Origin of the sequence: Microbacterium wangyouchuni (assembly GCF_051546305.1) — a bacterium.
GTDB lineage: Bacteria > Actinomycetota > Actinomycetes > Actinomycetales > Microbacteriaceae > Microbacterium.
This window is the reverse complement of record NZ_JBPTMA010000001.1, coordinates 87,176-100,435: the sequence shown is the minus strand read 5'-3', so window position 1 is coordinate 100,435 and position 13,260 is coordinate 87,176. Positions and strand designations below refer to the sequence as shown.

Annotated in this window: 13 protein-coding genes and 1 tRNA gene; 10 read left to right on the top strand and 4 right to left on the bottom strand. The window is 65.4% G+C overall.

The genetic code is table 11. The features are described from left to right. Positions 1–2 precede the first annotated feature (2 nt). The gene (rarD, locus tag ACSS7Z_RS00515) at positions 3–884 is read right to left on the bottom strand and encodes an EamA family transporter RarD (protein ID WP_438252458.1); all 882 of its coding nucleotides are present in this window, start codon (positions 882–884) and stop codon (positions 3–5) included. Positions 885–1,028: 144 nt separating this feature from the next. On the opposite strand from rarD, the gene ACSS7Z_RS00510 reads away from it, so the two are divergent. The 3 genes from ACSS7Z_RS00510 to ACSS7Z_RS00500 all read left to right on the top strand — a co-directional run bounded on the left by ACSS7Z_RS00510 (position 1,029) and on the right by ACSS7Z_RS00500 (position 3,085). Further along, positions 1,029–1,274, top strand: a complete 246-nt coding sequence (locus ACSS7Z_RS00510) for a hypothetical protein (protein ID WP_438252457.1) — start codon at positions 1,029–1,031, stop codon at positions 1,272–1,274. Next, a complete protein-coding gene (locus ACSS7Z_RS00505) occupies positions 1,271–2,233 on the top strand; it encodes an SRPBCC family protein (protein WP_438252456.1) in 963 nt (320 codons plus the stop codon). Before ACSS7Z_RS00510 ends, ACSS7Z_RS00505 begins: the two co-directional genes overlap by 4 nt. Positions 2,234–2,359: 126 nt before the next feature. Beyond that, on the top strand, positions 2,360–3,085 hold the full coding sequence (locus ACSS7Z_RS00500) for a DUF1345 domain-containing protein (protein ID WP_438252455.1): 726 nt from the start codon (positions 2,360–2,362) through the stop codon (positions 3,083–3,085). A gap of 101 nt (positions 3,086–3,186) precedes the next feature. Here ACSS7Z_RS00500 and ACSS7Z_RS00495 read toward each other — a convergent pair. After that, positions 3,187–3,269, bottom strand: a tRNA-Leu gene (locus tag ACSS7Z_RS00495). A gap of 258 nt (positions 3,270–3,527) precedes the next feature. Here ACSS7Z_RS00495 and ACSS7Z_RS00490 point away from each other — a divergent pair. The 7 genes from ACSS7Z_RS00490 to pknB are packed head-to-tail and all read left to right on the top strand — an operon-like array spanning position 3,528 to position 12,456. Next, positions 3,528–4,220 (top strand): FHA domain-containing protein, encoded by a 693-nt coding sequence (locus ACSS7Z_RS00490; RefSeq protein ID WP_438252454.1) that lies wholly within the window; start codon positions 3,528–3,530, stop codon positions 4,218–4,220. Positions 4,221–4,225: 5 nt separating this feature from the next. Then, positions 4,226–4,744 carry an FHA domain-containing protein FhaB/FipA gene (locus tag ACSS7Z_RS00485; protein ID WP_438253053.1) on the top strand — a complete coding sequence of 173 codons (519 nt, stop codon included), beginning with the start codon at positions 4,226–4,228 and terminating at the stop codon, positions 4,742–4,744. Between the two features lie 7 nt (positions 4,745–4,751). Beyond that, the gene (locus ACSS7Z_RS00480; protein WP_438252453.1) at positions 4,752–6,077 is read left to right on the top strand and encodes a PP2C family protein-serine/threonine phosphatase; all 1,326 of its coding nucleotides are present in this window, start codon (positions 4,752–4,754) and stop codon (positions 6,075–6,077) included. Next, a complete protein-coding gene (locus ACSS7Z_RS00475; protein WP_438252451.1) occupies positions 6,074–7,459 on the top strand; it encodes an FtsW/RodA/SpoVE family cell cycle protein in 1,386 nt (461 codons plus the stop codon). Before ACSS7Z_RS00480 ends, ACSS7Z_RS00475 begins: the two co-directional genes overlap by 4 nt. After that, positions 7,459–8,913, top strand: coding sequence for a peptidoglycan D,D-transpeptidase FtsI family protein (locus ACSS7Z_RS00470; RefSeq protein ID WP_438252450.1), 1,455 nt, complete (start codon positions 7,459–7,461; stop codon positions 8,911–8,913). The genes ACSS7Z_RS00475 and ACSS7Z_RS00470 overlap by 1 nt, the downstream gene beginning before the upstream one ends. Then, complete coding sequence (locus ACSS7Z_RS00465; protein ID WP_438252449.1) at positions 8,910–10,697, top strand: protein kinase domain-containing protein; 1,788 nt, start codon at positions 8,910–8,912, stop codon at positions 10,695–10,697. Before ACSS7Z_RS00470 ends, ACSS7Z_RS00465 begins: the two co-directional genes overlap by 4 nt. Positions 10,698–10,743: 46 nt before the next feature. Then, complete coding sequence (gene pknB, locus ACSS7Z_RS00460) at positions 10,744–12,456, top strand: Stk1 family PASTA domain-containing Ser/Thr kinase (protein ID WP_438252448.1); 1,713 nt, start codon at positions 10,744–10,746, stop codon at positions 12,454–12,456. Here the strand turns inward: pknB and ACSS7Z_RS00455 are convergent. Continuing rightward, entirely contained in the window at positions 12,444–13,106 is a 663-nt protein-coding gene (locus tag ACSS7Z_RS00455; RefSeq protein ID WP_438252447.1) for an anthranilate synthase component II, read from the bottom strand. The two genes, pknB and ACSS7Z_RS00455, sit on opposite strands and share 13 nt — an antisense overlap. Then, positions 13,103–13,258 carry a hypothetical protein gene (locus tag ACSS7Z_RS00450; protein ID WP_438252446.1) on the bottom strand — a complete coding sequence of 52 codons (156 nt, stop codon included), beginning with the start codon at positions 13,256–13,258 and terminating at the stop codon, positions 13,103–13,105. Before ACSS7Z_RS00450 ends, ACSS7Z_RS00455 begins: the two co-directional genes overlap by 4 nt. Between the last annotated feature and the right edge of the window lie 2 nt (positions 13,259–13,260).

Here is a 13,260-nt window from a genome sequence, read left to right as displayed (position 1 = left end):
CGTTACAGCGGCGGCTCTTCGATGTGTCGGCGCGAGCGGCCGCGGCGATGGCGTCCGCTGATGCCGAGCAGCACGAGGGCGATGACGATGGGGATGTACACGAACGCATCGTTCGTCGTGAATGTCTCACCCAGCAGAAGCGCCGCGCCGAGTAGCAGCACCGGTTCGAGGTAGGACAGCAGGCCGAACAGGGACAGCGGCAGCAGGCGTGAGGCGAGGATGTAGCAGGTCATCGCGACTCCGCTCAGCGCTGCCATCAGCAGCAGCGACGGCCAAGTATCCGGGATGCTGCGCGAGAGGTCGGATGCGTAGGAGACGACGATCACGACAACTGCGGGCACGCTGAGCACGATGATCTCGATCAGGAAGACCTGCATCGAATCGAGCCCTGTCCAGCGGCGGAGGGCGAAGTAGATCGGATAGAGGCCGGCGATGATCATGGCCGGCCAGTTCACGCCGCCGGCGATCAGCAGCTGCACGAGCACGCCCACCCCGGCGGCCGCCACCGCGCACCACTGCATCCGGCTCAACCGGTCGTGGAAGAACACGCGTCCGACCACGACCATCACCAGGGGCAGCAGGAAGTATCCGAAGGCAATGTCCTGCGCATGCCCGTTGGCGGGCCCCCACATGAACACCCACAACTGCACCCACATGATGGCGCTGTTGACGAGAACGATCAGCAGCAGCTTCGGGCTGCGCGTGATGCGCTTCGTGACTGCTTTCAGCATGCCGCGCGCCCGGGCTGATGCATTCACCGCGAGGAGTGAAATGAGGACGAACAGCACACGCCAGGCCGTCGTCTCCTCGGGCGCGAAACCGTCGAGATGGCCGCCCAGCACGCTGATCACACCGAAAAGAACGGATGCCAGAAGTGATGCCACGACCCCGCGTCCAGCGGTCTGGGAAAGTGCGGAACGCGAAATGAGGGACTCCGTGAGATCAGGGGAGGGGTACTGCAAATCTAGTCGCCCGAGATGTAGCAACCTGAGTTGACAGGGCCCATCTAAGCAACATAGGTTGACACTATGGAATCCACGACAATCGCGGACATCGCCGCCGATCTCAGCGATCCCCGGGCAGGCCTTCGCGCGGTGTCATCATTGCGCGTTCTCGCCGATGTTCTCGAGCTCAAGCAGGTGGAGGCCGCGCTGCGGTCGGGCCTGAGCTGGCAGGAGGTCGCCGACGCCCTCGGGGTGAGCAGGCAAGCGGTGCACAAGAAGCACGCCAAGCGCATCGACCCGACCATCCCCGTCCCGAGGAGAACCTCATGAGCCGCTTTCTGACCGCCGCCGCGACCATGCAGACACTGAGTGCGACCGCCATGGAAGAGGCGTCCCGTGAGGGTCGCCGCGAAGCAGATCTCGAACACCTTCTGTTCGCACTGCTGCTCAGTGAGCAGAAGGCCGGTCAGGTGCTGCGCGGGCTGGGGATCACGTTGGATGCCGCGCGAGACGCCGCCCGACAGCAGCACGCCGCTCAGCTGCAGTCACTCGGCGTCTCGATCGAGCAGAACGAACCGGGTCGCATCACGTTCCACGAGACCGAGGGCTACGAATGGAGCGAGCGAGCGCTGGGGGTCATGACCCGCGCGGGTGACGGTCGGCGCGCCGGAGATGCTGCGGCGATTCTGCGCGAACTGCTGACCGAGCCGAGCGGGCTGATCACCGGAATCCTCGAACGAGTCGGGACGACACCCGCCGCCGTGACTGAACGGCTCGATGATGCCGAACGGATTCCGCAGCATCCGACTTCCTCGAAGAGCACCGTACAAGGAAGATTCGAGGTTTTCGTCCCTGCCGCTATCGCTGATGTCTGGGAACTCGTGTCGGATGCTGAGCGGATGCCGGAGTGGGAACCGCAGGCCGGAACCGTCGAGGTCGAGACCGCCGACTCCTGGATCGTCCGCTCACGCACCGAGTACCCCGATGGCAAGCCCGCCAAGGTAAAGGAGCCGTTTCGGCGGCGGCGAGTCACGCGGGCCGAGGCGCTGGAGCCGACCTCAGTGGTCTGGTCGTTCGTGTTTCCCGACGCCGCGCACCCCAATCTCCGCACAGTGTGGATTGAACTCTCGCCCGCAGCAGGCGGCACGCAGGTGACTCTCACGTCATCCTGGCAGCGCCGCGGCGGCTGGCGCCGCATCGTCGGATTCTTGCTGAGCCCGCTGCAGCGCTTCTTCGTGTGGCTGCAGCTGTTTCAGACCGGCGGCGCCATCAGCCGGGTGTTTCGATGATCAACGGGCGCCGCCGATGCGCTCAGTGACGAACGAAGCCTCCTCACCGGGCGCGAGCTCGACAGGCAGTGCTGGTGGCCGAGGAGCGCGGCTGGATCTGAGAGTCGTCGCCATAGGATGAGCGACATGCGCGCTGTCTCGAAACTTTCCTCGCCGTTGACAACGCGCCGCGCTCGGTTCTTGTCGAGCCTCAGTATCGCCGGAGAGATCTTCGGTCTCCTCGTGCAACTGACTCTCGTGTACATCGGTATCGACCTGTCCTTGTCGACGGATGGGGACCTCGACGTCTTCGTCGTGTTGTTGTGGTGCGCCCTGGCGACGCTGTACCTGGTGGTCACCATCATCGGGCTGAACGTACTCGTACGGTCAGATCGCGCAGAGCCGCCCGCAACACGCAAGCTCATCATGCACCCATTGACCCGGCTGCTTTCTACACTTCTCACCTTCGGCGCGAGCGCGCTCGGTTTACGCGAAGCAACCGCGCTGATCGTCAACATCGGTCAGGAAGTGGTCGATCCGATTGTCGAGATCAGTGCGATCTGGACGATGCTGCTCTCCTGGGCAATCTTCAACTGGGGCTTCGCGCGCATCTACTACTCGCGCTACCACCGTGCACCCGAGCCGCCCCTGATGTTTCCCGGTACCGCTAAGCCCCGCCTCAGCGACTTCGTCTACTTCTCATTCACGAACGCGACAACCTTCGGCACGTCAGATGTGCAGGTCATGAGCTCTCGGATGCGCTGGACCGTCATTTGGCACACCACGCTCGCGTTCTTCTTCAATGCGCTCATCATCGCGCTGTCGATGAACGTGATCTCCAAGGGTGACCTCTTCAGCCGGATACTGTCCTAGCTGTTCGACGTATCTCAACGAACCAGGCACGCGGCCCCGGCATCCAGAAACGAAAAGGCCCGGCTCCTAAAAGGAACCGAGCCAGTCGTATTTCATTCGCGTGCGCGAGGGGGGACTTGAACCCCCACGTCCATAAGGACACTGGCACCTGAAGCCAGCGCGTCTACCATTCCGCCACTCGCGCGAGCGTCTTGCTCCGAAGAACTCAACTTCACAACAATATCACGCGATTTCCTCTGCTCCGAACCATAGCGGCGGCCACCAGCATCCGCCCGTCAGACCGCGAGAAACACCCTGCTACATGAGAAACGTGCTGCCACGCCCTGTCACGCCCTGTCTCGTGCTGGAAAGTGTTTTTCGCGGCCGCGACGCCCCCCGCGGGCACACATCCAGCTCACCTGGCTACGATGTGTCTACCGGTCAGCCATGCCAGAGGAGCCCAGTGGGACTACTTGACAGCTTTGAGAAAGGTCTTGAGCGCGCCGTAAACGGCGCATTCGCCAAGACCTTCCGCAGCGGCATCCAACCGGTCGAGATCGCCTCGGCCATCCGCCGTGAAGCTGACATCAAGGCCGCCGTCGTCAGCCGCGACCGCATCATCGCCCCCAACAGCTACGTCGTGCGCCTGAGCGCCGACGACTTCGACCGGATGCACGCGCTCGGCGGAGCACTCACCGACGAATTGCACGCTCTGCTTAACACCCACGCGAAGTCACAGGGCTACAGCTTCGCCGGCCCCGTCTCGATCGCACTCGAAGAAGACGAAAAAGTCGCCACCGGCACCGTGCGCGTCAACTCCGGAACCGTCGAGGGCCGCGTCAGCTGGCAGGGCGTCATCGACGTCGAAGGCCAACGTCATTCCCTCACCCGCGCCCGCACCGTCATCGGACGAGGCAGCGACGCCGACATCACCATTTCGGATGCCGGATCCAGCCGCAAGCACGTCGAAATCCTGTGGGATGGTGAACGCGCCATGATGCGCGACCTCGGTTCCACGAACGGCACGAAGGTCAACGGCACCAAGGTGCGCGAAGCGCCGCTGCCCACCGACACCACGCTCACGATCGGTCGCACCGACCTCGTCTTCAGAATCGTCCCCGTAACCATGGATCGCACGTCGGGAGTGAATCGATGAGCGAACTGAGTCCGTTGGTCCTCCTGCTGCTGCGCATCGGCTTCCTCGTGCTGCTGTGGTTCTTCGTGCTCGGAGTCGTCTACTCGCTGCGCGCCGACCTGTTCGGCGTGAAGGTGCGAAAGCTTCCCGCCGAAGTAGCACCCGCTGGCCCCGCCCCGGCCTCTGTGCCTGCCCCGGCCGCACCGCGACCGCAGTCGACGCCGCGCACCAGCGGTGCTGCCACCACCAGCACCGTGTCCAAGCTCGTCATCACCTCCGGTCCCAAAGCCGGGCTCGAGCTTCCCCTGGGCACGCAGCCGATGACGATCGGCCGCTCCAGCGAATCCGGCCTCGTCATCCGCGACGACTACACCTCCAGCCATCACGCGCGCCTGCTGCTGCGCGGCGAAACCTGGATCATCCAGGACCTCGACTCCACGAACGGCACCTTCCTCGCCGGAGCGCGTGTGAGCGGAGCTCCGGCACCCATCAGCATCGGCGACGCCATCAAGGTGGGCGCCACGACGTTCGAGCTGCGAGCCTGACGCGGACATGGTGTTCGAAGGCTCGAGTGCCGCGATCTCCCATACCGGGAAGATCCGCTCCAACAACCAAGACTCCGGCTTCTCCGGCGACAACCTCTTCGCCGTCGCCGATGGCATGGGCGGCCACGCCGGCGGTGACGTCGCATCCACGATCGCGATCCAGCACCTCGAACGCCTCGACCGGGCCTATGAGAGCACCGATGACGCGCAAGCATCCCTGCAGGCCGCTGTCACCACGGCGGCAGGCGACCTCATCCGTGCGGCCAAAGAGCGCCCGGAACTCGCCGGCCTCGGCACCACCGTCAGCGCGATCATCATGGTCGACGATCACGCCGTCATCGGCCACATCGGTGACTCACGCATCTACCTCTACCGCGACGATGCGCTGACCCAGATCACCGCAGATCACACCTTCGTGCAGCGGCTCGTTGACTCCGGTCGCATCACCCCCGAAGAGGCCCGCTACCACCCGCGGCGCTCCGTGCTAATGCGCGTGCTCAGCGATATGGACCACGATCCAGAGCTCGACCTCTTCGTCATGCCGACGCTACCGGGCGATCGCTGGCTGCTGTGCTCCGACGGACTCTCCGGCGTCGTCGACGAAGTACACATCCTCAAGGCCATGCGCCTGGGCCTTCCCCCCGGCCGCACCGCCGACAACCTGCTCAAACAGGCCCTCGACGGCGGCGCACCCGACAACGTCACCATCGTCCTCGTCGAAGTCGGCGGTGCGCACCCGCTCTCCTCCGGCCCTGCCACCATCGTCGGAGCAGCAGCCACTCCCTCCGGTGTTTTCATCCCGGCCGCTCGCGCCGCCCGCACGAACTGGCTGCACCCGGTGCGCCAGGCCGCGAACGAGCCCTCGCACTTCGAACCGGACGACGATTACCTCGAGGAGCTCATCGAAGAAGACCGCCGACGCGCGAAGCGCCGACGGATCGGCTGGATCGCCGGGCTCATCGTCTTCCTGCTTGCTCTCACCGGGGCAGGCATCCTCGCCTACAACTGGACGCAGACCCGTTACTTCATCGGCGCCGACGAAGACAGCGTGGTGATCTTCCAGGGGGTGCAGCAGAGCATTGGCCCGATCTCGCTGTCTACCGAGCTCGAAGACACCCACATCCTGCTCGCCGATCTGCCGCCGTATCAGCGCGCCTCCGTCGAGCGCACGATCAACGCACGCTCGCTCGCCGATGCGATGGCGATCGTCGACCGGCTACGCGCCGGCGCTGAAGCCGTCGTCGGCGAACCGCTCCTGCCCAGCCCCACACCCACCCCGGAACCGACCACGCCTGCGCCCGCACCCACGACTGACGGGGAGGATGCCGGATGAGCGCCGACGTCGCCGCCGACACCGCGGTCATCAAAGCCCTGAAGCGGATCCGGATGCCGCAGACCCAGCGCAACCGCGAGTTCTGGCTGCTGCTGTTCGCCTGCGCGATCAGCGGTGCAGCACTCACGCTGGTTCAGCTGGGCGCGCTCGGACTCATCGACCCGTTCATCCTGTTCATCGGCGGGGGCCTGGCGGTTCTCGCCTTCGCCCTGCACTTCGTGCTGCGGTTCGTGGCATCCGATGCCGATCCTTTCGTCCTACCGATCGCGACCCTCCTCACCGGTCTCGGCATCGCGATGATTTACCGCCTCGACATCGCCGAGGGCTATACCGGCTGGGACGCGTTCTCGACGCGGCAGCTGGCCTGGACGGCGATCTCTCTGATCGGCGCCATCGCCGTCGTCATCTTGCTGCGCAATTACCGCGTCCTGTTCCGGTACACCTACCTGTTCGGCCTAGCCGGCATCGTCCTGCTCCTGTTGCCGTTCATCCCCGGACTCGGACGCACGGATGCCGGCGCCGATGTCTGGGTGTCCATCGGCGGCGTCGTGTCGTTCCAGCCCGGTGAGATCGCCAAGATCTGCCTGGCGATCTTCTTCGCCGGCTACCTCGTTCGGACCAGGGAGAGCCTCACCTCGGTCGGCAAGTCCTTCCTCGGGATGACCTGGCCGCGGATGCGGGAGCTCGGACCGGTCATCGTCGTCTGGGTGATCTCACTCGGCATCATCGTCGTGCAGCGCGACCTCGGCACCGGAATGCTCATCTTCGGCCTGTTCATCGCCATGCTCTACGTCGCCACCGGCAAGACCAGCTGGGTGCTGATCGGCCTCACGATGGTCGTCGCCGGGGTGCTGGCGGCGACGCAAATCCTCAGCTACGTTCAGGGGCGCTTCACCAACTGGCTGGATGCTTTCAACCCCGATGTCATCGCTGCACAGGGCGGGAGCTACCAGCTCGTGCAGGGCATCTTCGGACTCGCACACGGCGGACTCATCGGCACCGGCCTCGGCCAGGGGCGCCCCGACATCACACCGCTCGCCGAGAGCGACTACATCATCCCCAGCCTCGGTGAGGAACTCGGTCTCATCGGCCTGTTCGCGATCCTCTGCCTGTACATGGTGTTCGTCAGCCGCGGGGTGCGCATTGGTATCGCAGGTCAAGATGACTTCGGCAAGCTGCTCTCGATCGGCCTGTCGTTCACGATCGCGCTGCAGGTGTTCATCATGGTCGGCGGCGTCACCCGGGTCATCCCGCTGACCGGTCTCACCACGCCCTTCCTTGCCGCCGGTGGATCGTCGCTGGTCGCGAACTGGCTCATCGTCGCGCTGCTGCTGCGCATCTCCGACGGCGTTCGCCGCCAACCCCGGGTGGTGATCGGCTGATGACGAAAGAACTCCGACGCCTCAGCATCGTGATGCTGTTCATGTTCCTCGCGCTGTTCGCGGCGACCAGCTGGATCCAGGTCGTCGAGGCCGACAACCTGGCGAGCGCCGAAGGCAACCGTCGCGCCCTGCTGGACAGCTACGAAATCCAGCGCGGGTCGATCATCGCCGACGGTACGCCGATCGCCTATTCGGTGCCGTCTGAGGACGAGTACCGCTACCAACGCATGTATGCCGACTCTGCGATGTGGTCCAGTGTCACCGGGTTCTTCAACCCGGCATTGCAGTCATCCACGGGCATCGAGAACGCGCTGAACGCGGATCTGTCCGGTACCGGCGCAGGCGCCTTCTTCGCCGAGATCGAACGCATCGTCTCCGGCCAACCGCAGCGCGGATTCAGCGTCGAGCTGACTCTGGATGCCCCGGCTCAGCAGGCAGCGTTCGAAGCACTCGGCGACCTGCAGGGCGCCGTCATCGCGATCGAGCCAGCGACGGGCCGCATCCTCGCGATGGTCTCCAGCCCCGGGTTCGACGCGAATCAGCTCGCCGTGCACAGTGCCGGTCAGGCCGAAGCGGCCTATGACGCTCTGGATGCCCAGAAGCCGAACCCGCTCATCAACCGTGCGATCGGCGAACTCAACCCACCAGGGTCCACGTTCAAGGTGCTGGTGGCCGCTGCCGCATACGAGACGGGCGAGTGGACCCCGCAGTCGACGCTGCCGAACCCGGCGAGCTACACACTGCCGGGAACGTCGACCCAGGTGCACAACGCGTGGAACGGCACCTGCGGACCCGGCGCGACGGTGACAATCGCCGAGGCGCTCCGCCTCAGCTGCAACATTCCGATGGCGCAGCTCGCAATCGAGATCGGCAACGCCGCGATTTTCGAGACGGCCGAGAAGTTCGGGTTCAACCAGAGTTTTGAAACTCCCCTCGCATCAGCGGTGTCGAGCTACCCGCGTGGCCTCAGCGCCGATCAGACGGGCCTGACCGGTTTCGGGCAGAGAGCGGTCACCGCGACGCCGCTGCAGGTCGCCATGATCTCCGCCGGCCTCGCCAACGATGGCGTGGTGATGAACCCTCGTCTCGTGGATGCCGTGATCGGCAACGACCTATCGGTGGTCCGTGAGTACGAGAACACCGAGTTCGGCCGGGCCGTAGATGCTGACGTTGCCAAGGATGTGACCGATTCCATGGTGGCCAGCGTCACAAACGGCGCCGCAACGGGTGCAAGAATAGACGGGATCGACGTCGCCGGTAAGACGGGGACGGCCGAACACGATCCAGACGATCCGTACACACTGTGGTTCACCGGTTTTGCACCGGCGAACGATCCGCAGATCGCTGTGGCGGTCGTCGTCGAAAACGGCGGCGGAATGGGACAATCGGGAACCGGCGACACGCTCGCCGCCCCGATCGCGAAGAAGGTCATTGAGGCGGTGCTTTACAAATGAGGCCGACGCAGGGTGTGTCGTTCGGTGGTCGATACGAGCTCCAGTCGCGTATTGCGATCGGTGGGATGGGCGAGGTCTGGGAAGCGACAGATCACGTCATCGGACGGACCGTCGCCATCAAGATCCTCAAGGACGAGTACATGGGGGATCCGGGCTTCCTCGAGCGCTTCCGCGCCGAGGCCCGGCACGCCGCACTCGTCAACCATGAGGGCATCGCGAGCGTGTTCGACTACGGCGAGGAGAAAGGCAGTGCCTTCCTCGTCATGGAACTCGTCCCCGGTGAAGCGCTTTCGACAATTCTCGAGCGCGACGGGGCACTGAGCGCCGATAAGACACTCGACATCGTCGCCCAGACGGCATCCGCTCTGCAGGCAGCGCACGCAGCCGGTCTCGTGCACCGTGACATCAAGCCGGGAAACCTGCTGATCACCCCGGATGGGCGCGTCAAGATCACCGACTTCGGCATCGCCCGAATCGCCGATCAGGTACCGCTGACCGCCACCGGGCAGGTCATGGGCACCGTGCAGTACCTCTCTCCCGAGCAGGCCTCCGGCCACCCGGCGTCGCCGGCGACGGACACCTACTCGCTGGGCATCGTCGCGTACGAGTGTTTGGCCGGCAAGCGTCCGTTTACGGGCGAATCGCAGGTCGCGATCGCGATGGCGCAGATCAACGAGCAGCCTCCGCCGCTGCCGCCGACCGTGCCGATTCCCGTGCAGAACCTGGTCATGGCGATGATCGCGAAGAAGCCGGCAGATCGGCCTTCCTCCTCGGCGACGGTCGCCCGTGCGGCGCAGGCTTTGCGCCGCGGCGACCTGAACTCGGCAGCGATCGCTGTTCCGGCGATCGCCTCCGGCGGCGTCGCGGCAGACGACGCCACCCGCATGCTCACGGCCACGGGCGATGACGGTGCCACGCGCATCCTCGCGACCACCGCCCAACTGCCCGCAGGCGGCGACGACGAGGTGCGCCCGAAGAAGAAGCGCAGTCCCTGGACCTGGCCGCTCATCGCGCTCATCACGCTGCTGGTGATCGTGCTCGGCGGCACCGTCTTCGCGCTCATGGATCAGGGTGAGACGCCGGGACCGGCACCCTCGTCTTCCACGCCACAGACCCCGAAGCCCGAACCGAGCACGCCCACTCCGACGCCGACACCGACGCGCGTCAACGTCGACTCCCTCGGGCTGACCGGGCTGAGCTGTGATGAGGCGACCGCGAAACTCAGCGAGAACGGGTTCACCCTCTTCAGCTGCGTGCCCGGCGACCCGGCCAGCACCGATGAAGACGTCAACAAGGTCTACGAGGTCGCCCCGGGCGGCAACGTGGCAGTCGACCAGACGATCACCCTCACCCATTACAGCGGCCGCACCCCGCTGACGGCGCCCAGCGATGTTCCGATGATCAACGGCAACCCGAGTGAAGTCGAAGCGGGCTCGACCGTGACCATCACCTGGGGCGCCGGGTTCTCGTGCCCCAGCGGCACAACCGTGGCCGGATACACCCTGAACCTGCAGGGGGCGACATTCGCCGACGGATCGGGACCCTCGTTCGGGGCGGACGTCCGCAGCGTGCAGGTGCTCGTCGCCGAGGATGCAGAGCGGATGATCGTCTCGTACGCCGGCATCTGCAGCGGCGGCGGCGAACCGCGCACGTCTCCGAACTCGAATGACCTCTCGGTAACGGTCGCCCAGCCGGAGCCGGACCCGACACCGACCACCGGTCCGGAAGAGGGCGGCGCCGGAGATAAGAACCAGTCGAACGGAAACGGCGCCAAGACCAACTGAGGGTAACCTTAGGCAATCGAGGTCACCAGCCCAGGGGGAGTCTTCAGTGTCCACAGAGCCACGCATCATTGCCGAGCGCTACCGCGTGGACGAGCTCATCGGCCATGGCGGGATGGCAAAGGTCTACCGCGGCTATGACATCACGCTCGGTCGCGAGGTCGCGATCAAGATTCTTGACCCGGATCTCGCTCGTGACACTGCTTTTCGCACCCGGTTCCGCTTAGAGGCGCAGTCGGCATCTCGCATGTCGCATCCGTCGATCGTTCGCGTTTTCGACGCAGGCGATCCGACCTCTGCCGGTGACGGTGTCATCTCCGCCGGCGCTCCCGGCAGTGAGCCGTACATCGTCATGGAGCTCGTGCAGGGTCGGCAGCTGAAGGACATCATCGCCGAGGGGCCGGTTTCCACCGAGGATGCCCTCCGCTACATCGACGGCATTCTTGAAGCCCTGGACTACTCGCACCGCGCCGGCGTCGTGCACCGCGACATCAAGCCCGGCAACGTGATGGTCACCGACAAGGGCCAGGTCAAGGTGATGGACTTCGGGATTGCGCGCGCGGTCTCAGACTCGTCGTCGACCGTTGCGGAGACGACTCAGATCATCGGGACGGCCGCATATTTTTCACCGGAGCAAGCCAAGGGCGAGCCGGTGGATGCCCGCGCCGACCTGTATTCGACCGGCATCGTGCTCTACGAGCTGCTGACGGGTCGTCAGCCGTTCCGCGGCGAATCACCGGTGGCGGTCGCCTACCAGCACGTCAGTGAGACGCCGGTGCCGCCCACCGAGGTCAATGAAGACGCACCCGGCGCGCTCGATCCGATTGTTCTTCGTGCGCTGGCCAAGGATCCCTATCAGCGCTATCCGGATGCTGCGAGCTTCCGCGCTGCGCTCGACAGCGCGGTAGCCGGCAAGGCGCCCACCAAGAAGCAGCTGGGCGCGCTGACCAGCGAGTTGTACGGACCGTCGCCGCGTCAGGCGCAGGAGACTGCCCGTTCGCTGCGTCAGCTCAGCACCGACACGACGATGGCGCGCACGCAGTCCGGGCCGCCGGTGGTCTGGATCTGGGCCGGTGTCGCTCTGCTTGCGGTACTGCTGGTCTCGGTGCTGCTGTGGGTTCTGCTGATGCCGCGGGGCGAGCAGATTCCCTCTTCGTCGCGCATCGTGCCCGATCTGGTCGATGTCTCCGCTCAGCGCGCACAGGACGACCTCGAAGACCTCGATCTGCTGTGGACGAGCGTGTCCGAGCAGAGTTCCGAGATCACCGAGGGGAATGTGGTGCGCACCGACCCCGCCGCCGAACAGACGGTCGAGGTGGGCCAGACGATCACGCTGTATGTCTCTGCCGGTGCGGAGACGGTGCTCGTGCCGCCGCTGGTCGGACTGTCGCAGCAGGCGGCCTCCGCAGCTCTCGAGGCCGCGGGTCTGCAACTGGGCAATGTGATTCCCAGCAACGATGCCGACAGTGCCGCCGAAACCGTGCTCGAGACGCAGAACGTGCAGGAGGGTGATGAGGTCGCCCCGGGAACGATCGTGAATCTTGTGGTCGCCAGCGGCCGAATCGCGCTGGCGGATCTGACCGGTTACACCATCGACGGCGCCACAAAGGCGCTCGAAGCTCAGGGACTCACGCCGCTGCCGACAGCTGTCGGCGAGTGCAACGCTGACAAGGGCGAGGCGCCCAATACGGTGCTGACGATGTCTTTGGCGCCGGGCGATGTGCCGGTGCACTCAGAGGTTGAGCTGCGCTACTGCGAGTGACGGGCAGGCAGGGCGCTCAGCCCGACTGACGCCTGCTCGGCATCGAATGCCGAACCGGCGGCGATCGCAACCTCAGCAAGCCAGTTGGCCAACAGCCGGTAGCCGTGCTGGGTGAGCACGCTCTCCGGGTGGAACTGCACCCCGCGGATTGGCAATTCGCGGTGGGCCAGCGCCATCACCGTGCCTGATCGCGTCCGCGCTGTGACGACCAGTTCTGGTGCGAGATCGTCCGCCGCGAGAGCGAGGGAGTGGTAGCGCCCGGCATCGAAGGGCGAGGGGATGCCGTCGAACAGGGCGGATCCGTCATGGCGGACCTCAGAGACCATGCCGTGCATGAGCTCCGCGGCCTCGGTGACCGCGGTGCCGAAGGCGACGCCGATCGCCTGATGCCCGAGGCACACGCCCAGAAGCGGAGTCCTCGCGGCCGCAGCGATCTGCACAACGGCTACGGAGGCGCCGGCATCCTCGGGTCGACCGGGACCGGGCGAGAGCATCACCGCATCGAAACGGGGCAGAAGACGCGCGAAGCCTGCTGCGCTCTCGGCATCCGCCTCGATCATCTCGGTCTCGGCACCGAGCTGGTGCAGGTAGCCGACGAGGGTGTGCACGAAGCTGTCGTGGTTGTCGACGACGAGCACCCGCACGCTCACTCCAGGTCGACCTCACCCGGGGTGATGAGCGGGCTCACCCAGGGGAACACGTAGAAGAACAGCCCGTACAGGATTGCGGCTACCGCGATGAGCAGGATCAGCACCCGCAGCCACCACGGGCCGGGCAGGATGCGCCAGATTGCTGCGTACATCA

Excerpts from the sequence above, each read along its gene's own strand:
- ACSS7Z_RS00510 (WP_438252457.1), top strand. The coding sequence starts at position 1,029 with ATGGAATCCACGACAATCGCGGACATCGCCGCCGATCTCAGCGATCCC.
- ACSS7Z_RS00505 (WP_438252456.1), top strand. The coding sequence starts at position 1,271 with ATGAGCCGCTTTCTGACCGCCGCCGCGACCATGCAGACACTGAGTGCG.
- ACSS7Z_RS00500 (WP_438252455.1), top strand. The coding sequence starts at position 2,360 with ATGCGCGCTGTCTCGAAACTTTCCTCGCCGTTGACAACGCGCCGCGCT.
- ACSS7Z_RS00480 (WP_438252453.1), top strand. The coding sequence starts at position 4,752 with ATGGTGTTCGAAGGCTCGAGTGCCGCGATCTCCCATACCGGGAAGATC.
- ACSS7Z_RS00475 (WP_438252451.1), top strand. The coding sequence starts at position 6,074 with ATGAGCGCCGACGTCGCCGCCGACACCGCGGTCATCAAAGCCCTGAAG.
- ACSS7Z_RS00470 (WP_438252450.1), top strand. The coding sequence starts at position 7,459 with ATGACGAAAGAACTCCGACGCCTCAGCATCGTGATGCTGTTCATGTTC.
- ACSS7Z_RS00465 (WP_438252449.1), top strand. The coding sequence starts at position 8,910 with ATGAGGCCGACGCAGGGTGTGTCGTTCGGTGGTCGATACGAGCTCCAG.
- ACSS7Z_RS00450 (WP_438252446.1), bottom strand. The coding sequence starts at position 13,258 with ATGTACGCAGCAATCTGGCGCATCCTGCCCGGCCCGTGGTGGCTGCGG.